Origin of the sequence: Pedobacter jamesrossensis, assembly GCF_042650905.1 — a bacterium.
In the GTDB taxonomy this organism is placed as follows: Bacteria; Bacteroidota; Bacteroidia; order Sphingobacteriales; family Sphingobacteriaceae; genus Pedobacter; species Pedobacter jamesrossensis.
This window is the reverse complement of record NZ_JBHSBY010000135.1, coordinates 13,598-35,149: the sequence shown is the minus strand read 5'-3', so window position 1 is coordinate 35,149 and position 21,552 is coordinate 13,598. Positions and strand designations below refer to the sequence as shown.

Sequence of the window (21,552 nt, the reverse complement as noted above, 5' to 3'; positions counted from 1 at the left end):
TGATTCAAGATATTTATAATGCAGGGATCAGACAAAATGAATTAATGAACTTAGTTTAAACAATAGATTGATGGACACATCTTTACACAAACCTTCATTTAAATTGAGTGAGCTTCAAGCAACTGCTATCTGTGGTAATGATATCAGCTCTTCCTGTCTGTATGTCGCCGCGCTGACCATTTCATTCGCTGGTCAATATGCCTGGATCTCGCTGATCGTTGTGGGGCTGGTGCTTTATCTTTTCAGAAAAATATATGGTGAGGTTGTGGGTGCGCTTCCTTTAAACGGTGGCGCGTACAATGTACTGCTTAATACAACCTCTAAATCTACCGCTTCTTTCGCTGCATGTCTGACAATTTTGTCTTACATGGCTACTGCAGTAATCTCGGCATATGAAGGTATGCACTATTTCAGGGATATTGTTCATGTGCTTCCCTTAATTCCGGCGACGATACTTCTGCTGTTAATTTTTATGATGCTGGCCATTATAGGAATCGGCGAATCCGCAGTTGTGGCTGTTATAATATTTATCACTCACATTGCTTCCCTCACCTTGCTGATTCTGGCAGGGGGCTGGTTTGTAATCAATCATGGCGTAGCGGTATTTGAGCAAAACTGGCAACTTCCTGTCCGTTCAGGCGGCATCATGGCTGCATTATTCTTTGGCTTTTCCGCTGCCATGCTTGGCATATCGGGATTTGAAAGTTCTGCGAACTTTGTTGAGGAACAAAAGCCGGGCGTTTTTCCGAAAACACTAAGAAACATGTGGAGGGTGGTAAGTTTTTTTAACCCTGCCATTGCGCTACTGGCGCTGAGCATTATTCCCCTTGCCGGTATTGATGACCATAAAGAGTCACTCCTTTCTTTTATCGGAGAGACCGCGGGCGGTAAATGGCTGGCTTACCTGATTTCTATTGATGCTGTTTTGGTCCTAAGCGGAGCAGTTTTGACCTCCTATGTGGGCGTTACCGGACTAGCCGAACGTATAGCACTGGATAGAATCCTTCCCAACTTCTTCCTGGTGAAGAACCGCAGGGGGGTAAACTACCGGATTGTGATTGGCTTTTTTATCCTTTGCCTTTCTATACTATTGGTTACTCGGGGCAATCTGGTCAATCTCGCAGGAGTTTACACCTTTTCCTTCCTCCTGGTGATGGCACTTTTTGGTATTGGCAACCTGATGTTGAAAATAAAAAGGAACCGGCTTCCTCGTCCTGAAAGGGCTACAATACTATCGGTAATTGTAGCGATATCTTTTATCCTTGCGGCTTTCTTTGGCAATCTGCTGCTGAATGCCCATGCATTTTATGTATTTCTGCAATACCTGATTCCGGCAATGCTGTTCATCATTGTAATGCTAAAAAGGTCCCAGATTATCAAGTGGACACTATATTCGATGCGCCATCTGGACAAATCTTATAAAAGGCTGGTGCTGGATAATATCAGGCTTCACCGGGCACTTATAAAGATTAACTCACAGGAATTGGTGTTTTTTACCCGGGGAGATAACGTCGCAGTACTGAACAGGGTTATGATCTATGTAGAGGAAAATGAGGCGACAAAGAAATTGAAGATCGTGCATATCACCAATAGCGATAGCGATAATGAAAACCTCAGGTCAGATATCCTGGTATTAGACCGTGCCTATCCAGATATTGATATCGATTTTGTGGAGATAGAGGGACAATTTGGTCCCGAACTTATCGAGCGGTTATCTCAGGAATGGGGAATACCAAAGAATTTTATGTTTATAGGAGCTCCCGGAAATAAATTCCCATACCATGTCTCCGAACTCGGTGGGGTTAGACTTATCATGTAACAACAGACTTATGAATATCGAACACGCTTATGAATTAATTTTGGATAAACTCAGCCTCTGGGCCAAAGAGTTCATCAGAATTTTACCAAACATAGCCCTTGCAGCATTTATCCTGGTCTTAGGATTCTATGCCGCAAAGCGCCTGCGGAACCTTTTGAGAAAGCTTTTAAGACGTTTTATTTTAAATGAGGCTTTGGACAACCTGTTTAGCTCTCTGATTTATATTTTCTTGCTTGGGATTGTAATCTTCGTGGCCCTGAGCGTTTTGCAGTTAGATAAGGCGGTAACCTCCATTTTAGCCGGGGCGGGAATTATTGGACTTGCCCTTGCATTTGCTTTTCAGGATATTGCCTCAAATTTTATTTCAGGCATTTTTCTTTCAGTGAGAAAACCCCTATATGTTGGAGACATTGTTAAGATAAAGGATTATATGGGAAAGGTTGAAGAAATTAACCTAAGGGATACGGTCATTAGAACCTACCAGGGCCAAATGGTGATCATTCCAAACAAAGACGTTTTTCAGAACCCAATAGAAAACTACACCCTGTTGGGCAAAAGGCGGGTAGACCTAAAAGTAGGAATCTCCTATGGTGAGGATCTTGAGCGCGTTAAAACAATAACCATTGAAGCGGTGAAGGATATTGAAGGGCTGGTTGAAGAGGAAGAAGTAACGATGTTCTATACAGAGTTTGGTGACAGCTCTATTAATTATGTGATCAGGCTGTGGATCAATATCCATGAAAACGTTAATTTTTTAGAGGTTCAGAGCCAATGTATCATCAGAATCAAAAAAGCATATGATGCGAATAATATCATGATCCCCTTTCCGATCAGAACGCTTGATTTTGGAATAAAGGGAGGTGTGTCGTATATGGACGTGCAGCAAAATTTGAGAGCGGAGTAATTAGACTGATCTTTCAAGCCCGGCGAAATAATTGAAACCAAACAGAGCAAATGATGTTACCCCGCTAGTATCTGCCGGCAGACTGCGAGCGATAACGATAGTAATAAAGGAAAAACTTGCAATTAGTTTTTTTGGAATTCGTGGTATGGGGTATATATATTAACTGGCTTTCGGTGAAGTAAAATTCGATGATCAGTATGTGCTGTGGGCAGTCGCGTCCGCTACCATGTTGATTTCCATCGTACTCCATGTTCTGACAGCAACGCCTATCACGGAAGCTCTTAGCCTCAAAAAGAATAAATAATAACCAAATCTACCTAAAGGATTTCGCAAAAAATCTTATGTGACACGATGTATAGGTAATGGGCGCTGCAGATACTGGACACTTTCAAATGATATTCCCTTTCTGCTGGTGATGGTCAGCTTCCCTTAAAGTTCAAATTTACATCCTGATACATCTCTGATCGCTTTACTTTGTCAAGCATTTTATCAAAAACCGGGATGTTTGTATTTGTGGAAAGGAGTAAAAGAATATGATGCATTTCCATTGTAACGAGCCTATCATGCTTTCCATAGTCCCAAATAGGATAAATACAATCCGCAAAAATCTCTTCCAAAGTTCTTTCCTTGACTAAGATCCTGGCTTCCTTATCCTGGTCAAGGATTTCATGTTGTGGATAATGCTCACTTCGAATTTTTAGCAGATGGCCGAGTGCCTGCAGACTTAAGATCGCTGTTCCAGGATCATTGATACCTGGACTGAGTGCTTTGACTGCGACTTCCATCAACTGCCTGAAACCGTAATAATAATTGGTATCGATATTTTGTCCGCCATGAATATTGATAAAGCCAATAATTTCCTCCTGGAGGTCTTTAGAAACCTCATTCTTGTTTAGCACTGATAGAAAAGGTGTGTTTTTTATGATCATTGTACCACTTGGCCATTCAATTCGAATGACAAGGTTTTCTCTTGAGCATAATGCTAGCAGTGGCTTTTCCATAAAGCCCTGATAGATTCCAGACTTGCTGGCATTTAAAACAGTACCTGATAATTGTTGCAAGGAAGGCTCCTTAACATCCCTGGTGGTACAATTTCTTTCAAGACTTTTCTGTGTATCGTTGAAGATTTTATGGATTATGGTTTCATATTTGACCGACTGGGTAACATAGTGAAGGAAATATATGAAAAGGAAAATATCTATTACCGTAAAAGAGATTAGCAAATATGTGCTGATGGCAGGCACATATACACCCGAGTCAATGTCGCGTATGGTGCTGAGGAGGAATAGCGCATATACGATAGTGCCAATATAAAAGCCTAGAACAATCTGCTGAAAGCGGTTACCGATAAGCTTTTCAAGTATCCTGTTACTCATTTGTGAGGCAGCCTGATTTAAAAGTATCATCACCATACTGAAGCTGAATACGGTAAGCGAAATGATCCCGCCGGTAATTGTGGAGATAATGCTCCTGGCAGTACTTGCATCTTTAAGGGTAAGCCAATGAGAATTTGACTTAATGGCCTTTCCGGATTCGGAATAATCAAACTGGACCATGAATACCGATAGAAATAAGAACACCAAGGCAACAATTGCCGGGATAAAAGCAATGCTGCTAACTGTTTTCGAATACAGGATATCTATTGACTTGAGGGTATTTTGGACCAGAACTTTTACTTTCATTTTCCTAATTTTATATTTAATTTATCGGCTCTAAGCCGGTGGTAGGCTACACCAATAGCCTGTCCAATCTGCCCTAGGTTGCTTCATCTAAACTGATCTCTGCAAAAAACATACTTAATTTCATTTTACCAGACCCTCCCCTAGGTTAGCTAACACAGCAAACACCTGAAGCACAGAGTAATGTAGCGTTTTAAATAAACATTATCAACCTTCAGGAGTTCTTTTTTTAATGTATAGATTTTTGATTAAAATTATGACCACAACGGTCAGTGGCGTGGATAGTACGAGCCCCCAGCTACCGGTCAAAGTACCGAGCATCATCTGCGCAGAAATTATCAATGCCGGAGGGATATTAACCATCTTTTGTTGTATGATTGTTGTGATAAAATTGCTTTCGATAAATTGAATCAGAATATATAATCCAGTGATCCAAAGGGCAGTTTGCGGACTTTGTAAAAGACCTACAAGCACCGCAGGTAAAAGGGCAAGAATGGGTCCAAAATTTGGGATGAAGCTCAGTATACCAGCCAGCAAGGCAAGTACAAGCCATAGTGGAATTCCAAGAATTGCAAGACCTATAGCAGTAAGAATGAATACTACCAGCATAGATAACAGCTTTCCTTTAATCCATTTTCTAAGCTGAATGCCCAGGGTATCGATTAGACTTCTGGTCTCAGCTTGTCCCCGTTCTGGAACAAGTTCGACCAGGCCATCAATATATGTTTTTGGGGATACGGTAATGAAAAGGCCAATGAAAATTACTACATAAATATCTCCAAATCCTCCAAAAGTCGAAGTGAAAAATCCAGTAGCAAAACCTTGAATCTTCTTGCTGGATTCCTCACTGGTAATTCTTTCCATAACCTTATTGCCAATATCACTATTGGTCAACCTGCCCTTTAAATTTTCTATGGTTTTGGGCAGTGTCTCGGAAAGCTCTGACACCTGAGTTTCAATCTGTGCACCGACCAACCAGAAAAAACCAACTGTTAGCAATATAACGACAAAAATTGCTATTGCTGTACAAACCTTTTCATTCCAGCCCAGCCATTTTTCGAGTATTCCGCTGCAGCCTCTAAAAAATACCGCTAGTAATATTCCTGCGAATATTAACAACAGAACACTAAAAGTTGCCTGCATAATTAATAAAAAGCATGTTGTCAAAGCTATAATCCCTACAGCAATCCACACCTTTTTGATGTAGCTGAACTCCTTGGTTAATTTATCCTGTTTTTCCATAATCTAATGCATTTTTATGGTTTACTATCAATGATAACTGATTTGTTTATATTGCGCCGGGCATTTCTGCTATTGAACAGTATTATCATGATCAGGAAAATCGATAATGGTACCCAAAAGCGACGATACTACATGAGGGCTATGTAAATTATAATCCGCCAGGGAAGCCTGATTTCCTATCTTTATGGTAAAGGCACCCTTTTTGCCGGCAAGCACACGGAACATATCCTCATCAGTATGGTCATCTCCTATACAAAGGATAAAACTGTTTTGTTTTTCTTTTAGGATATTCTCCACGGCCCTGCCCTTGTTGATTCCATGGTTTCTCACCTCGATAACACGGTTGCCATCGAGTACGTCCAGGGAAAGTCCGGGCGTGACTTCCCGTAGCCTTGCGCTGAGCTCACCAGCCCGCTTGAGACCAAGAGAGGCCTCTGTTTTGCGGTAATGCCAAGCCAGGGAGAAATCCTTTTCCTCAATAAAACTTCCTGGTGTCCTGGAGACCATTTCTTCCATAACCGGCCTTATCTCTGTTTTCCATCCGGCCGCCATGTCTTCAATTGCAACCGCCCAGGCCCCACCAATCGCCTTTACTTTAGCGCCATGTTCCCCGATCAGCCCAATGGGCAAATGCCCGAGCCATTTTTCAAGGGTAGCACTGTCCCTACCGCTAATGATGTATAGGCTCACCCTTGGATCTGAAGACAAGGCTGAAAGATGGGACAACAGCGGCTCGCCCGGAGAGGCGTGCTCAGGCTGTGAAGAAAAGGGTACCAGCGTCCCGTCATAATCCAGTAGCAGAAGGCGATGAGCACTTTCGGCATAGGCATTAAGCAATACAGATTTTGAAAAGGCGTCCATAAAACGGATATCCAATTTTTTTTGCCGGTCTTTGACCCTATTCAACTGGGTAAAGAAGTCCAATGCCCAAGCATTGACATCATACCTGCTTATCCGCTCGCGCATAACCGAAAGACGCCGCCCCTGCTCCAGCGGATCCATTTCCAGTGCAACGCGGATCATCTCTGCCATCTCCAGCACATCATTGGGATTGATGAGCAGGGATTCGGTGAGCTCGAATGCAGCACCAGCCATCTCGCTTAAGATCAGTACCCCCATTTTATCGTTCCTACTGGCAACAAATTCTTTGGCTACCAGATTCATCCCATCGCGCAGCGGAGTGACCAGTGCGACATCGCATGCGGTATAAAGACCCAGCAAATCCTCAAAACTGAGGTGGTCATATTGGTAGATCACAGGCTGCCAGGAAATGGTCCCCATGGTTGAATTAAGCCTGCCGATAAATTCATCGATCCTTTTCTTTCTATCCGAGTATTGAAAAATCGAATGCCTGGATGGTACTACAACCATGATGAAAACTATTTTTCCAAAATAGGAAGGATTTGTAGTCAGAAAATGCTCAAATGCACGTAGCCTGTTAAAAATCCCCTTGGTATAATCCAGCCTGTCCACTGAAAATATCATTTTCTTATCTCCTTTTATGGCAAGGTATTTATCTCTGGCCAGGCTGACCTTCCCTAGGCTATGTGCAGTATCAAAAAGACTGAAATCAATGCTCACAGGGAAAGCATCAGCTTTGATCTCCCGATGCTGGTAGGTGATGTAATCATCCTCCTGTTCAAGTCCAATGGAAAGCTCGAGGGATTTTAGAAAATGGCTTACATATTCAGCTGTATGAAAGCCAATGAGGTCGGCGCCCAGCACACCTTCCAACAATGCCCTTTGCCATCCCCTGGGAATGACCCTAAAGAGTTCCGCTGAGGGGAAAGGGATATGGAGAAAAAAGGCAATGGTTATACCGCGATTTTTCTTCCTTAAAAGACCAGGGAGGAGCATGAGATGATAATCGTGTATCCAGACGGTATCCCCTTCATGCAAGAGCGGGGATAATTTCTCGGCAAACTGCTCGTTCACAAGCTCATAGGCCTTAAAAAAATCAGGCCGGTAGTCTGCCAGTGAAGGAAAATAATGAAAAAGCGGCCATAAAACCGAATTGGAAAAGCCGTTGTAATAATTTTCATAATCAGATGTGCTTGGGAAAACAGGCAGAAAATCATAATCGGTCCCGCCATGGTTGAGGGAGGCAACGCTCCAGGTATCTTCATCGCAGTCCGGCACACCTGCCCATACTTTTTCGGAAAACACCTCTCTCCCCTGACCTTTAAGATAGGCTCCTACAGCTGATATGAGGCCACCCGAGGACTGGCGGAAGGAGTATCCCTCATTGTTTTTTTCTATGGATATTGGCAAACGGTTAGAGACAATAAGTAGTCTTTTCTGCATAGCGGCATTTTAAGGTGAAACAAGATGACGGCCAGATGATTTTTAAGGAAGGCCATAATACCCCGGGATTCCCGCAAGGGAGGGGGCTAAAATATTTCCGGATTGAACGGGATTTTGACAAAGGTAGCAAAAATGAATTAAATGCCTTTTGGGGCAACAAAAATAGCTCCTTTTTAGCTTAAAAGGCTTTATTTTGTTACATTGTGATATCAAAGTAGAATATGGTCAAAATCTTTACCCTTTCGATAAGCTTACTCATCTCTGCCCAGCTGAACACGACTCCGCAGGACAGTATTGGTAAAAAGTTCGACAGCTTGAATACCAAAAAACTCAACAGCGAACTGGATAAGGTTAGTCAACTATCTGCGGAGCGGCTTTCCGATTCGCTCAAGCGTGCAGAGCTGGAACGTCGGGTCAGTACCTTAGGTGATAAAGACCGAATAGAGAAAAACACGTTGATGGAAGAACTTTCCTTACTGCGTAAAAAGGATTCGGTACATCTTTCGCGTCAGATCGCCCAGATAGACTCCCTGCGGAGGATCATTAAAGCAACCCCTGTGCATCTTTCCGCCGATACGCTATTCAACATTTATGCACGTATGGGAAGCTTTAGCGCTGCGGACCGGGCGAAAGCTATCTCAGAAAGGCTCGAGCGCATTGGCGACCTTGCAGGCTTCTCGGCCGATTCACTTCGGCTTAGTAACGCCGAACAGTCTACAGACCTAGTTTATGGAGGAACACTTATCCTCTCGGTTACCGATCAGGATGCGTTATGGGCAAGAAAAGATCGTAATGCCTATGCAAAAGAAATCAGTGAAAAGATAGCGGTGTCTCTGAAAAAATATCGCACAGACAACAGTTGGCAGGTACTGTTGAGGGAAATACTGCTGACCTTTCTTGTTATTGGAGTCGTTATAGGACTAATCTATCTCATCAATAAACTCTTTGCCAAGATTTCCGGACGGTTTCTCTCTTCTGAAAGCCGCTTGGGAAAAGGGATAAAGATAAAAAGCTATGAGCTCCTGGATCCTTCCAGGCAGCTTGGAGCATTGAAGGTTCTGATAAGAGTTATCCGCTATCTGGTTATCCTGGTGGTGGTCTATCTGGCTTTTCCTGTGCTGTTTGGAATTTTCCCTTTTACCAGAGACCTTTCAGAAAATCTGCTCAAGTATATTCTTAGCCCGCTAAAAAAAATTGGCACATCTGTCTGGGACTATTTTCCAAACCTGATGACGATACTGGTTCTTTTAGTAGTCTTCCGCTATGTTATCAAATTTGTACGTTTTTTAAAAACAGAGATTGAAAGAGGCAAATTGACCATCCCCGGTTTTTATAAGGACTGGGCCAACCCTACTTATCAAATTGTGCGCGTACTGATCCTGGCTTTTATGCTTATTGTTATCTTTCCATATCTCCCAGGATCTGATTCGGGCGTATTCAAAGGCGTATCGGTGTTCATCGGAGTATTGTTTACCTTCGGTTCTGCGGGTGCACTGGGCAATATCGTTGCGGGACTGGTGCTTACTTATATGCGGGCCTTTAAGATTGGCGACCGGGTTAAGATCGGTGAGGTAACGGGCGACATTATAGAAAAAACACTTCTTGTTACCCGCGTGAGGACTATACAAAACGAAGTGGTCTCTATCCCGAATTCAGCTGTGATGAACAACCACACGGTTAATTATAGCATCGAAGCAGCGGAAAAAGGTCTGATCATAAATACTACAGTCACAATCGGATATGACGTGCCCTGGAGAACAGTCCACCGTTTGCTGATCGAGGCCGCCCTGGCCACTGAACTCATTGAGACCGAGCCAGCGCCCTATGTTTTGCAGACCAGCCTGGATGATTATTACGTAAGTTACCGCCTCAATGCCCATACCCATTCGCCAAATCGTCAGGCATTTATCTATTCTGCTCTTCATGCCAATATTCAGGATGAGTTTAACCGTGCGGGCGTAGAAATTATGTCTCCTCATTACAAGGCAATCCGGGACGGTAACTCGACTACCATCCCACAGGATTACCTTCCCGGCGATTACCTTGCACCCCGGTTTCGTACTGAAACAGAAGAGAACAAAAAAGGAACAAAGAATTAAGCTTTATCAGAGCGTTAAAAGCATAGACAATATTTCAGATGAACACCCAAGAAATTATAGCCATAACCATAGTACTTGCAGCAATCTTTGCTTATATCAACCACCGTTTTATCAAATGGCCGCCAACGATTGGAATTATGGCACTCTCCCTAATTTCATCAATCCTGCTGGTGAGTCTGGGGAGCTCCAGATCACTACTTTCAGAGAAAGCCATTTCGCTTGCTACCTCAGTAGATTTTCAGGATGTGCTGATGAACTTTATGCTGAGCTTTCTACTTTTTGCCGGAGCGATACATATTGATGCCAGCAAGCTTAGGGCTGAACGCCTGCCGGTCCTTGTACTGGCCACCGTAGGAATCCTTATTTCTACGTTTGTAGTTGGGATATTAGTATATTTCCTTTTTGGCTGGTTTAATATGCCGATCCCATTGATATACTGCCTGCTGTTTGGGGCGCTAATTTCCCCTACCGATCCCATTGCTGTTCTGGGTATCCTTAAAAAAGCAAATATTCCCGCTAGTTTGGAGCTGAAAATTTCCGGGGAGTCGTTATTTAACGATGGTGTCGCAGTGGTTGTATTTGTGAGCCTTGCAGAAATTGCGCGTTCAACGACAGGGGATTTTTCCATCATCTCAATAGGCAAGCTTTTTTTGATCGAAGCACTGGGCGGTCTGTTTTTTGGCCTGTTGCTTGGTTATATCGGATATTTGGCTTTGCGAAGCATTGATGACTATAAGGTCGAGGTGCTCATCACCCTGGCCATTGTGACCGGAGGATATTTTCTGGCAGGCAGATTTCATGTATCGGGACCACTTGCAATGGTTATCGCAGGGATTTTTACCGGCAATAAATCCAGGCGGGAGGGCATGTCTGATCTTACCAGGGACTATCTGGGCAAGTTCTGGGAAATGATTGATGAGATCCTTAACGCGGTACTGTTTTTATTCATCGGCGTGGAGATGCTTATCATAAAAATAGAATCAACGGTGTTCTGGATCGGAATTATCAGTATCGCTATCGTGCTAATGGCCAGGTGGATTTCAGTGATTATCCCGGTTTCATTGATGCGATTTAAAATAAAGTTTGAAAAACATGCAGTAACAATAATGACCTGGGGTGGGCTGAGGGGAGGAATTTCTGTGGCGCTGGCACTTTCGCTGAGCCCTGCGATGTACCGCGAACAGTTCGTACTGATCACCTATATTATTGTTGTCTTTTCGATCCTGGTGCAGGGTCTGAGCATCGGAAAGGTTGCCAAATGGCTAGGGTTTTAAAGAAAAGCAGGTATTGCTGATGATATATTCGGAATTCTGCTTTACAATACCTCTAGAAAGTCAACATCAAACTAACACTTGTTAGCGCCCCAATGATTAATACTGAATTTTTTAACCATATTTTTTCATTGAATTTTAAAATGACTACTTTGGTCATCACCAAAGAATTTACAAAACCGATGAAAATAACCAAGAAAATCTCTGTCTATCTCGCGGTCGCTTCCATCGCATTCGCTGCGATTGGACTCATTGGCTGGCTTACGGGAAATGGCACGCTCAAAAAGTTTCTTCTATGGAATACGTAGGCAGGAAAAATTAGAAATAAGTCAGTCTGTATAGGAAGGCGTGTTGCCCGCAAAATAAATGTGGTGTTTCATAACCTGGTGGAGCTGAAACAGGAAGATGGTAGCGAATCTCCAAGCGCTTCTCAAAAGGCTGAAGATCACTTGTGGCATCGTTAAGGTGATGGAATTTCTTACGAAATTTTGGCTGCTTCTGATCTACCGCGGCCAGCGAAGCTTGTCGCTGATCCTCCCCTGAAATGGGGCTCCCAATACTGGTAAACTTTGTCGAAACAGAGGAAATCCCCTGGGCCAGATCCCCGGTTAGTTGGGACGAACGTAAAAAAAAGGAAGCCAACAATAGCAGTAACGGAAAATGCTCCGGAACAGCAGAGCGGATTTTAAAAAAAGAATCTTCTCTTATTCTAAGAATTGATGCACAATGATTTGGATGAAAAACTACAAATCACGGTACAAAATTCAGTTACATTACTGTAACAGATATGAAACTTAAAGCTTTTTTTTAGGGGAAAACTGCTTTGAGACAACATAAAGAAAAGCATTTTGGCAATTGAGATGCACATCCCATTAAACTCCGATATAAATGCTAAAAAAATATATTTTTAAACTTTTTAGCTTCCTATTGGTCTATTTTATATGATAGAAACACAGGAAAGCTTTAATTTTACCCCAATGCCCTTAGTTAGCGGTATCCTAGCGCTGATTTTCGGCACCTTTATTTTAATCTTCGCAATCTGGCGAAGAAACAATCGGAGAAAACTAATTGGAATCAATGAGTTCACCTGCTCAGACAGGATGGTAAACACCAAAAGCACCGAAAGAATATTGCGTTTTTTAGCATTGGTGCTTCTTATATCCGGTTTTATGCTTATCACGTTTGAAGCGATTAGAATTGAAGATAAGGCAATCAACAACGTTATAGCGACCTAGAAAAAGGGATAGAATCAGACTCAGGTTTTGCAAAACAGTTCGTTCATGTGTGATTCGAAAACGCGAAGCTTAACCGTACTTATAGCGTCATGATTTCCCAATTGTTTTGGATTTTTCCTCGCAAAGAGCTATATTATCAATATCATCGATATTTACCGCTACAAATAATAAAATTTTTCATTAAAACTTTTCAAATTTGGCATTAAAAAAAGCAGGATTTTACAGGGGGCCACGCTTGCCCTTCAGAAAAAAAGAAGCGGAACATAAAATAAATGAGTTTATCACCTCTACGGAGGTGCGCCTGACGGGGGAAAATGTTGAGACCAATATTTACCCGCTCACAGAAGCGCTCAAAATGGCGAAAGAACTGGATCTAGATCTAGTTGAAATCTCTCCAAACGCAGTCCCACCCGTTTGCCGCATCATCGACTACAGCAAGTTTCTTTACGAACAGAAAAAAAAGCAAAAGGAGATTAAAAGTAAGGCCAAGCAGACCATAACCAAAGATATCCGTTTCGGCCCGAATACCGACGATCACGATTTCCAGTTTAAACTTAAACACGCAGTTTCATTTTTGGAAAGTGGTGAAAAGGTACGCGCCTTTGTCCACTTTAAGGGCCGTTCTATAGTATATAAAGACCAAGGCGAAATTCTGCTTTTGAAATTTGCACAAAGTCTGGAAGAGGTAGGTAAAGTTGAGTTATTGCCAAAACTCGAAGGCAAGAGAATGTTTCTGACCCTAGCACCAAAAGTGGCGAGAAAATAAAGCCTGACAATATAAATTCTTCTAAATTTAAAATATACTCCCAGCCATCGGAACCTATTTTGAAATCAGGGAGCTATATTGTCGGTAAGTATTTTTTAGGGGGCGGAACATTTTTTTTCCGGCTCCAAAAGGGAATGAGCTTTAGCATTATTGATAGGTTAGTCTATCAAAACAACTCCCTCTGCCTATAAATACCGGCGAATCATTCAAATTAGGAAAGGAATATTCTGGTTTATAAATATTGTCGTTAATCCAGATGAAAATTAAATCGGATAAAAGGGATTTTGAACTGCTGAACAATCAATTTTAGACTGCATTATTATCTTAAATTTATATTCATGGTGGCCTCCGTCAATTGCTGGCCCTGAAGAAAAAAACAGAAGCGATAAATCCAACGCTACTTGTAGACGATGGGCAGTTTATGATTTTATTTTAGAATTGGTAGCGTTATTTTCCGCTACCATCTTTTATCTTCCAGTTAGTCCAACGCTTGTGCCAACGGTCAGTCGATTAGAATACCCTTCATCAAATGTATTTCTAAATTTAAAGCCAATGAATTGAATAAGGACTTTATTCCTGAACTACAAAAATTTGTTCCGAAACCAGGAATGGTACTACATCATAGGGTTATATCTGCAGTCAACTGTATTGAGAATTTACTTTGAAGTAACCTGGTTATTGACTCTATACCATTTTGAGATTCAGCGGATTTCTAATTTACAACTTAAAGCAAAGGTAAAAGCTTCCGTTCTAAAAACTGTTCGAAACTTGTAGCTGTAGAAGCCTCGGGTGTGCGGGGAGTGGCGTATGCACCGTTAGGATCACCTAATGCATAAAATAAATCTACCAGCTCTTGCTGCGCTACTTCTGGCACTCCCCAGCCATTCAGCTGAACTTTTACGTCCTCAATAGATTGTTGTACATAGTTAACCGGTTTGCCTATCAAAGCAGCCAAACGCGATGCAGCTTCTTTCAAGGTTATATTCTCTGGTCCCATTAGGTTTAGTTTCCAATGCCCTGCCCAGGTTTCATCTAGCAAGTAACGTGTTGCGGCATCAGCAATGTCATCCGTACTAATAAAAGGAATATCATGCTCGCTGTCATAAGGAAAGGTAAACTCCCCTTTTTCACTGATGCTTTGTGCCTGTTGTATAAAGTTTTCCATAAAGTAACCCGGTCTTAGAGCCAATACGTTGGTATTCAACTTGTCAAATGCGACTTCCATATTGCCACAATAGCTTACAGTTCCAAGATTTGGAGTTAAGCTTGCCCCAAGAGAAGAAACTAGAACAACTCTTTTAATCCTGTTTTGATTAACAGCCGCAATTCCTGCATCAATTACTTTCTTATACCATTCGTTTAAACTTGGCGTTGTAGGAACAGGTGGAACAAGCCAGAATAAAGCGTCCACATCCTTCGTAGCTAAAATAGCCTGTTCAATACTGCTGATGTCTGCAACTAAAGATATTCCCCCGCTAATGTTCAAATCGTTTAATCTTTCTAAGTTTTGACCTAGCAACACAGGTGTTGCTCCCTGCATGGCGATCTGCTTTGCTATGCTTCTTCCTATATTTCCTGTTGCTGCTGCAATTGCTATTTTTCTCATATATTTAGTTTTTTAGGTTGTCAAGAATCTGCTGGGCTTGCTCTTTCCCAATCAAAGCGTTTAAAACTGGAAGCACATTCCAATATTCTTTATAGTGACTAAACTTTCCATTTTCCAATTTGAAATTGACGACATAATCCTGCTGGTACAGTGCACCTGTTTGAGGAACCGTAGTCTCGCCATGAAATTCCGCCCAATAGCATTCTTGTTCTTGTAATTTATAAACCTGCAATTCTATAAAAGTAATATCAGGCATATTCCCAAGGATATTATCCAGATGCCTTCGATAGTCGTCCATCGTCAAATAGTAAGACATACCTAATGATTTCGCATAAGGATATTCTACTATAGCTTCTGGATTGAATAGTGCTAAAACCGTTTCTGTATCTTCGTTAAATGCGTTTAACAAATCCTGCAAAATTTGATACCCTTTTGTTTGTTCTATTGCCATATTTCTTATAATTTATGACAAATGTAAATTCGGCACTATATATTTGCAAGTAGGCACCCAAAAGTGCCGTAAGCACTGTAAAGTAAGATATGGATTCAATAGTGGAGAAACAGCGAAAAAAAAATGAAAATTATTTAAAGTTACAGCAGACGTTACTGGTAAAATCTATTTTGGATGAAAGTTGTATCCTAAATCAGTCATTATCGCTGATCGCTAATAAATGGACACTATTGATCTTGATGGCATTGATGCAGGGCACTAAGCGCAACAGTGAATTACTGCGACAAATCAATGGCATATCGCCTAAAATGCTTACTCAAACTCTTAAGAGCTTAATTACTTATGGCATGGTAACCCGAAAAGTATTTCCAGAGGTACCACCAAGAGTAGAATACGCATTGACAGAATTTGGTATAAGCACAGCAGATCCATTGATGGCCCTACTTAACTGGTCTGTCTCGTGGGAAGAGCAGGTTACAAAGCTGTACAAAGAAACTTTTTTATAATAACATCTTACATGACGCAATCCACTACACGACTTGTAGGAGCCCGATGCCGATTATTAAATTTTTGAAAGTGCAATTTAATTTATGCATAATCATTATTGAAAAATGCTCTTAGGTATACCTAATTTATAAGAATTAAAAGATCATAACGAAATATTCTAATTCCATTCTGTATTTTTTTAAAGCGGTTAGCTTTGTTGTTGAATTTTTTATAAATTGTGGCTCAGGTTCTAACTTTATGAAACGAATTCCATTAATCATCCTGTCTTTACTCGTTAATCTGTAATAGGCATTGGTCAGGCTCTTTAAATAAAAATACAGCAATGGGCCAAAAAACAGCGCATGAATAAAGGGCGTGTAAAAAAGAAATTCCCTATAGGGCTGGGTATCATACCAGCCAGCAAAGCCGGACATCCAGGGAAATATAAATAATGCCGACAAAAAACAAAAAGTTCCCAGCAAACGGTCCGCAAGTCGTTCCTGGATTATCCCTCGTTTCAAAAAAAGGAAAGCATATACACACAGGTGGGTAAAAAAGATCAATAACAGCGAACTTCGCAGCCCAAATTCAAAAAGTATACCCGAAGATAAAGATTTCCTGGCTTCAAATAAGTGTCAAAACATAATCTGACACATCGCTATGTTACTCTAGATATGTGTTTTGAACCAGTTTAGGTAATTATCGATTTGAAATACAAGATAATCAGGCAGATTCAATAGTTTGTATTTCTCCCCGTCCTTGGGGTAAGCGCATCAGTAATATGCAGCGAACCTGTATAAATCCGGATAGCCGTATTATGCGGGGACAGAAATTCTTCGGTTGTTACAATAATTTATTTTAATATTTATTCTCAGCATTTGTCAGCTCAACCCCTCCTTGATTGAAGATGATTAGTTGTTCATTCTTTGAAAAAATAACGAACTTCTCTTGGTAAAGCGTTAAAAATTAGTCTTCCCACGGATTAAAACAACAACCACCGAAACTTTTGCAGGCTGCTTTTCGTTTCTCCTATAAACCACATCGTTATGAAAATATCTCAGCTTATACTTCTCTTTTGCTTTTTCATCTCGTTCCATACTGCATTTGCCCAGGATGAATCATCCTACACTTTTAAAAAGCCATCTGCAAACGGTACTGGGAAGGTTTACCTGGGTAGAGAAATTGCCCACGTTATGAGCTTTGAGGGTGTAGATTGGCTGGAACGCAACAGCAGAACGCAGGAGGAAAACACCATTTTGGCCGTAGCTTCCCTGCCAATAAAAAGCAATTGTGTAGTGGCCGATATCGGTGCGGGCTCAGGGTTTTACACTTTCCGAGTTGCCCAGCGCATCCCAAAAGGCAAAGTCTATGCGGTGGAGATCCAAAATGACGCCATTACCTATCTTAAGAAAAAAGCTCTTGAGGATAAATTAGCGAACGTTGAAGTAATCAAGGGTACAGAAATATCTCCTAACTTACCACCTAACTCGATTGACTTGGCTTTTATGGTGGATGTTTACCACGAGTTAGCACACCCTGTAGCCTATCTGGCCTCTTTAAGCAAGGCACTTAAACCAGGTGGCAGGCTGCTATTACTGGAATATAAGGAGGAGGATCCGGCAGTGGCCATCAAAGCTGAACATAAGATGAGTGTCAAACAAGCGAAAAAAGAACTGGCGGCCAACGGTTTTAAACTAGTCAAAAACGGCACATTTTTGCCGCTGCAGCATTATCTACTTTTTGAGAAAACAGTCAATTAATTGAAGTCCTCTTTAATCGAATATTTTTATTTAGCTGACAAGACCTTGATTTCAACGAATCTGTCACTTTTTGATTTGGTTTAGGTCATATATAATCAACAACTTAATCATATAGTTGCTAGGTATGGTTCTATTTCAGATGTTTTTTACTGTTTACCGAATGGCAACAAAGTTGCCATTCGGTAAACAGTAAAAAATGCACTTGCTGTATAGTCATGGCCATTAAAGATGGGCCATGACTTATTCCTATACGTCAATCATTCTTCTTATGAGCCAAAAAAAGCTAGTATAAAGTGTCACAAATATTTCATGAATTTGTGGCAAAATAATTCATTTTAATATGAAATATTCAGCACATAATCAGATAGTTAACAAGATAATAAAGAATAAGCACGGAAAGCTGTTTTTCCCAACCGACTTTTCGGATATTGGTAGTGCTGATGCGATCAGAAGCAGCCTGTACAGGCTCGAAAGGAATCAGGTATTAGAACGGCTTGCGCATGGAATTTATTTGTATCCGAAGATAGATCCTGTTTTTGGTAGCCTCTACCCTTCTACTGAGGAGATAGCGGAAAGTATTGCTAGGCGTGATCATGCGAGGATTATTCTTACAGGATCTGCTGCTTTACATAAACCGAGGCTGACTACGCAGGTGCCGATGAATGTTACTTATCTGACTGATGGTGCGCCCAGGAAAATCAAGATCGGAAAGCAGCGGATTACTTTTAAGTCAACAACGGCAAAGAAACTGGCTACTAAAGGAAAGATAAGTACGCTGGTGATACAGGCGCTTTCAGAATTGGGTCAGAAGAATGTGGATAGCCATGTGCTAGACCGTTTGAAGTTGGTACTGAAGGATGAAGATAACAGGAACATTGAACATGATGCTAAATTAGCACCGGCATGGATTGCGGTGATATTGAATGAACTCTCTAAATCGATAGAAAATGATAAACTGGCTTAAATCAACGGCTGAACGTCAGAAAGAATTATTGGGACTGGCCAGTAACAAGACTGGTCTTCCCGCTTATGCGATAGAAAAGGATTGGTGGGTAACTTTGGCGATGTATGCGATATTCCGGACTCCCTGGTCGGATCTTTGGTGTTCAAAGGCGGTACTTCTTTAAGTAAATCCTGGGAACTGATCGAGCGTTTTTCCGAAGATATCGATCTGGTTATTGACGTGTCGGTACTGGGTTTTGGGGAAGAGCTAAGTAATTCCAAGATTAAAGAATTGCGCAAGGCTTCCTGTGCCTTTATTTCAGGGGAATTTAGGGAAGGGTTGGAAAAGGAATTGCTCGATTTGGGCATCCCTGCAGATCTGTTTTCTTTAAAAGTAGCTGAAACGACAGAATCTGACCGGGATCCTCAGGTACTAGAGCTGTATTACGAGTCTGTACTAGAAAAAGGTGGTTATTTAAAAGAGGCTGTACTCATCGAGATTGGTGCCAGGTCGCTAAAAGAGCCTTCAGAGCAAAGGGAAATTAGCCCGATTATTTCGCAGGCTTTGGGCGATTTTAACATAGCTGGGAAACCGTTCAGCGTGCTTACTGTTCTGCCAGCGCGTACATTTTTGGAAAAGGTTTTTCTCCTACATGAGGAATTTTGTAAGCCTGCTGAAAAGATAAGAACAGAAAGAATGTCGCGGCATCTATATGATCTGGATAGGATTATGAATACTGAGCATGGTAAACAGGCGCTGGAAGATAAGGATTTATACAGGGGAATAGTGGAACATCGGGCAAAATTCAATCTGATCCGAGGAATCGGTTCCGAAAAACATGGATATCACGATATCAGCTTTATTCCACTGGTTGAGGTATTGGGAGCTTGGGAAAATGATTATAAGGCCATGCAGCAAAGCATGATCTATGGTGACTCGAAAACGTTTAAAAAGTTGGTCGGAGGTATGGAGGGACTGACCAAAAGGTTTCGAGATGTAAAATAACTTCTTTATTTCACGAGGATAAATTGCCTGCTTTTTTGTTTTAAGGTTTATTCATATCAGCTGGATTTTAGTTTAAGAAAATGGGAGTTTTCGGCGATGATCCCCGCAATTCTCCGTTTCGGTAAACCGAATTTGCGTGTCAATGCACCGATTATACCTAATTACTTTTAACAATTTCCTTTAGACGTTCACTCATATGAGCGGTTGTTTCCTGAATAACATCGATTAATAAAAATTTCCAAATCATAGAAGTTACGTTAAGTGGTAAATACTGATGTGCCTAACTAATAAAATAAAAGCGTTAGTAAGTGTTAGTAAAAGGGATAGTGACCTGAAGTTTTTAGGTTTCGGAATATACGAAAAAACAATAGATGAGTAGTGTAAGTGCGTTTAACATGATGAGTGAGCATTATTCATTTACAAAAAGAAAATTGCTTCTTGCTTAAATGATATCATGAAACAAGCTTAAGCAAGCAGAATTTTCTCAATTAAAATTTAAGATATAAAATATCTTTTAAAATCTTATTTCTGTCTAACAGAAATTGATGAATCTAATCAACCGAATAGTTAGCCCTGACAAAATTATGGAAAGAATATGGGCGCTACTGATATTTTATTAGGTAAAATGAAGCAATTATAATAACAATTTAAAAATAAAAACGTCTTGAAATACGAGCGATAATTAAAAGAATTGTTCTGACAACAGAACGTTTTTAACAAAAAATGTTATATTTGTAAAACAAAATAAACCTTTATGGAAAAGTTGAAAGAAAAGGCTGGGATATTACTTAGCCAACAAAATGTAGATTTTCAGCGATATATTTTGCAAGAAATTAATTGGGATAATCGGTTGATCTGCATTTTGGGAGCAAGAGGTACAGGAAAAACTACAACCTTATTGCAACGGATAAAGCTGAGCAAAAGAGGATTAGATGAGGCAATGTATATAACCCTTGATGATATTTATTTCACTACGAATAACCTTATCGAAACCGCAGAAAAGTTTAGACAACAAGGAGGAAAATATCTTTACATTGATGAGGTACATAAATATCCTAATTGGGCAAGGGAGATTAAGAATATTTACGATTTCTATAAAGATTTGAATTTAATCGTAACCGGATCGTCAATTATAGAAATGCTGGGGCTCGAGGTTGACTTAAGCAGAAGAGCGAGAGTTTATGAATTAAGCGGGCTATCTTTTAGGGAATTTATGGCTTACAGTCAAAACATAAAATACCCAAAAGTAACGCTGGAGGAGCTGGTAACTAAGCATATTATGATTTCATCTGATTTAAATTCAACAAAACCTTTAAAAGCATTTAAAGATTATTGTAATTATGGATACTATCCATTTTTTAAAGAGGATAAAGAGGGATATTCTATTCAACTAACACAAGTTGTCAATTTAATAATTGGTTATGATTTATCATCTCTTCAATCTTTGGATAAATTGCAGACTAGAAAAATTTTTCAATTATTAGGTATGCTTGCAGCTCAAGTGCCATTCAAACCAAATATAACAAGCCTTGCTCAGACTTTGGAAATGGGCCGTTCAACGCTTATCCAATACTTACATTATCTTGAGAAAGCTAAACTAATTCAACAAGTATTTCTTCAAGGAAAAGGAATGGGTGCGATGGAAAAACCGTCTAAAATCCTATTAGATAATCCAAATTTGTTTGATGCACTGTCTACAACTCCAGCTAACGAAGGGAGTAGAAGGGAATCTTATTTTGTCAATCAATTTAGAAATGCAAAACATCAGGTCAGTCTCGCAAAAGCTGGGGATTTCATAATTGATAATAAATATACCTTTGAGGTTGGTGGAGCAAAGAAAAAATTTGATCAGATAGCAGGCCTTGAAAACGCTTACATCGCTGCTGATGACATTGAAATTGGAGGAAGAAATAAGATACCCTTATGGCTAATCGGAATGCTTTATTAATAACTTGAAGTTACTTAAAGTACGATCAATTCGT

Annotated in this window: 16 protein-coding genes; 11 read left to right on the top strand and 5 right to left on the bottom strand. The window is 40.7% G+C overall.

What is annotated here, in order from left to right; translation table 11 throughout:
• Positions 1–70: 70 nt before the first annotated feature.
• Together ACFOUY_RS15830 and ACFOUY_RS15825 are read left to right on the top strand one after the other, a co-directional pair.
• Entirely contained in the window at positions 71–1,819 is a 1,749-nt protein-coding gene (locus ACFOUY_RS15830) for an APC family permease (protein WP_378962032.1), read from the top strand.
• A 10-nt stretch (positions 1,820–1,829) separates the two neighbouring features.
• Positions 1,830–2,723, top strand: coding sequence for a mechanosensitive ion channel family protein (locus ACFOUY_RS15825; protein ID WP_378962030.1), 894 nt, complete (start codon positions 1,830–1,832; stop codon positions 2,721–2,723).
• Positions 2,724–3,142: 419 nt separating this feature from the next.
• On the opposite strand, the gene ACFOUY_RS15820 is transcribed toward ACFOUY_RS15825, so the two are convergent.
• The 3 genes from ACFOUY_RS15820 to ACFOUY_RS15810 all read right to left on the bottom strand — a co-directional run bounded on the left by ACFOUY_RS15820 (position 3,143) and on the right by ACFOUY_RS15810 (position 7,948).
• Positions 3,143–4,405 (bottom strand): DUF2254 domain-containing protein, encoded by a 1,263-nt coding sequence (locus tag ACFOUY_RS15820; protein WP_378962028.1) that lies wholly within the window; start codon positions 4,403–4,405, stop codon positions 3,143–3,145.
• A 204-nt stretch (positions 4,406–4,609) separates the two neighbouring features.
• Positions 4,610–5,644, bottom strand: coding sequence for an AI-2E family transporter (locus tag ACFOUY_RS15815; protein ID WP_378962026.1), 1,035 nt, complete (start codon positions 5,642–5,644; stop codon positions 4,610–4,612).
• Positions 5,645–5,713: 69 nt separating this feature from the next.
• Complete coding sequence (locus ACFOUY_RS15810) at positions 5,714–7,948, bottom strand: bifunctional alpha,alpha-trehalose-phosphate synthase (UDP-forming)/trehalose-phosphatase (RefSeq protein WP_378962023.1); 2,235 nt, start codon at positions 7,946–7,948, stop codon at positions 5,714–5,716.
• Positions 7,949–8,169: 221 nt separating this feature from the next.
• Here ACFOUY_RS15810 and ACFOUY_RS15805 point away from each other — a divergent pair, with 221 nt between their 5' ends.
• The 4 genes from ACFOUY_RS15805 (at position 8,170) to infC (ending at position 13,319) form a co-directional block, all read left to right on the top strand.
• Complete coding sequence (locus tag ACFOUY_RS15805; protein WP_378962021.1) at positions 8,170–10,047, top strand: mechanosensitive ion channel family protein; 1,878 nt, start codon at positions 8,170–8,172, stop codon at positions 10,045–10,047.
• A 38-nt stretch (positions 10,048–10,085) separates the two neighbouring features.
• Positions 10,086–11,321: a cation:proton antiporter gene (locus ACFOUY_RS15800; RefSeq protein ID WP_378962019.1), complete on the top strand. Its 1,236-nt coding sequence runs from the start codon at positions 10,086–10,088 to the stop codon at positions 11,319–11,321.
• 541 nt (positions 11,322–11,862) lie between these two features.
• Positions 11,863–12,048 carry a hypothetical protein gene (locus tag ACFOUY_RS15795; RefSeq protein ID WP_378962016.1) on the top strand — a complete coding sequence of 62 codons (186 nt, stop codon included), beginning with the start codon at positions 11,863–11,865 and terminating at the stop codon, positions 12,046–12,048.
• Positions 12,049–12,749: 701 nt separating this feature from the next.
• Entirely contained in the window at positions 12,750–13,319 is a 570-nt protein-coding gene (infC, locus tag ACFOUY_RS15790) for a translation initiation factor IF-3 (RefSeq protein ID WP_378962014.1), read from the top strand.
• A 724-nt stretch (positions 13,320–14,043) separates the two neighbouring features.
• Here infC and ACFOUY_RS15785 read toward each other — a convergent pair.
• Both ACFOUY_RS15785 and ACFOUY_RS15780 read right to left on the bottom strand, forming a co-directional pair.
• Positions 14,044–14,925 (bottom strand): NmrA family NAD(P)-binding protein, encoded by an 882-nt coding sequence (locus tag ACFOUY_RS15785; RefSeq protein ID WP_378962011.1) that lies wholly within the window; start codon positions 14,923–14,925, stop codon positions 14,044–14,046.
• A gap of 4 nt (positions 14,926–14,929) precedes the next feature.
• Entirely contained in the window at positions 14,930–15,376 is a 447-nt protein-coding gene (locus ACFOUY_RS15780; protein ID WP_378962009.1) for a nuclear transport factor 2 family protein, read from the bottom strand.
• Positions 15,377–15,465: 89 nt separating this feature from the next.
• On the opposite strand from ACFOUY_RS15780, the gene ACFOUY_RS15775 reads away from it, so the two are divergent.
• The 5 genes from ACFOUY_RS15775 to ACFOUY_RS15755 all read left to right on the top strand — a co-directional run bounded on the left by ACFOUY_RS15775 (position 15,466) and on the right by ACFOUY_RS15755 (position 21,518).
• Entirely contained in the window at positions 15,466–15,882 is a 417-nt protein-coding gene (locus ACFOUY_RS15775; RefSeq protein WP_378962007.1) for a winged helix-turn-helix transcriptional regulator, read from the top strand.
• 1,026 nt (positions 15,883–16,908) lie between these two features.
• On the top strand, positions 16,909–17,622 hold the full coding sequence (locus ACFOUY_RS15770; protein WP_378962005.1) for a class I SAM-dependent methyltransferase: 714 nt from the start codon (positions 16,909–16,911) through the stop codon (positions 17,620–17,622).
• A 340-nt stretch (positions 17,623–17,962) separates the two neighbouring features.
• Positions 17,963–18,586, top strand: coding sequence for a DUF6088 family protein (locus ACFOUY_RS15765; RefSeq protein WP_378962003.1), 624 nt, complete (start codon positions 17,963–17,965; stop codon positions 18,584–18,586).
• Between the two features lie 84 nt (positions 18,587–18,670).
• The gene (locus ACFOUY_RS15760) at positions 18,671–19,570 is read left to right on the top strand and encodes a nucleotidyl transferase AbiEii/AbiGii toxin family protein (RefSeq protein WP_378962001.1); all 900 of its coding nucleotides are present in this window, start codon (positions 18,671–18,673) and stop codon (positions 19,568–19,570) included.
• A 763-nt stretch (positions 19,571–20,333) separates the two neighbouring features.
• Positions 20,334–21,518, top strand: coding sequence for an ATP-binding protein (locus tag ACFOUY_RS15755; protein ID WP_378962000.1), 1,185 nt, complete (start codon positions 20,334–20,336; stop codon positions 21,516–21,518).
• The last annotated feature ends 34 nt before the right edge of the window (positions 21,519–21,552 follow it).

What these genes read in the sequence shown, in the direction of transcription:
- ACFOUY_RS15825 (WP_378962030.1), top strand. Translation starts at nt 1,830, where the DNA reads ATGAATATCGAACACGCTTATGAATTAATTTTGGATAAACTCAGCCTC.
- ACFOUY_RS15830 (WP_378962032.1), top strand. Translation starts at nt 71, where the DNA reads ATGGACACATCTTTACACAAACCTTCATTTAAATTGAGTGAGCTTCAA.
- ACFOUY_RS15785 (WP_378962011.1), bottom strand. Translation starts at nt 14,925, where the DNA reads ATGAGAAAAATAGCAATTGCAGCAGCAACAGGAAATATAGGAAGAAGC.
- ACFOUY_RS15800 (WP_378962019.1), top strand. Translation starts at nt 10,086, where the DNA reads ATGAACACCCAAGAAATTATAGCCATAACCATAGTACTTGCAGCAATC.
- ACFOUY_RS15775 (WP_378962007.1), top strand. Translation starts at nt 15,466, where the DNA reads ATGGATTCAATAGTGGAGAAACAGCGAAAAAAAAATGAAAATTATTTA.
- ACFOUY_RS15780 (WP_378962009.1), bottom strand. Translation starts at nt 15,376, where the DNA reads ATGGCAATAGAACAAACAAAAGGGTATCAAATTTTGCAGGATTTGTTA.
- ACFOUY_RS15820 (WP_378962028.1), bottom strand. Translation starts at nt 4,405, where the DNA reads ATGAAAGTAAAAGTTCTGGTCCAAAATACCCTCAAGTCAATAGATATC.
- ACFOUY_RS15765 (WP_378962003.1), top strand. Translation starts at nt 17,963, where the DNA reads ATGAAATATTCAGCACATAATCAGATAGTTAACAAGATAATAAAGAAT.
- ACFOUY_RS15805 (WP_378962021.1), top strand. Translation starts at nt 8,170, where the DNA reads ATGGTCAAAATCTTTACCCTTTCGATAAGCTTACTCATCTCTGCCCAG.
- ACFOUY_RS15810 (WP_378962023.1), bottom strand. Translation starts at nt 7,948, where the DNA reads ATGCAGAAAAGACTACTTATTGTCTCTAACCGTTTGCCAATATCCATA.
- ACFOUY_RS15770 (WP_378962005.1), top strand. Translation starts at nt 16,909, where the DNA reads ATGAAAATATCTCAGCTTATACTTCTCTTTTGCTTTTTCATCTCGTTC.
- ACFOUY_RS15815 (WP_378962026.1), bottom strand. Translation starts at nt 5,644, where the DNA reads ATGGAAAAACAGGATAAATTAACCAAGGAGTTCAGCTACATCAAAAAG.
- ACFOUY_RS15795 (WP_378962016.1), top strand. Translation starts at nt 11,863, where the DNA reads ATGGGGCTCCCAATACTGGTAAACTTTGTCGAAACAGAGGAAATCCCC.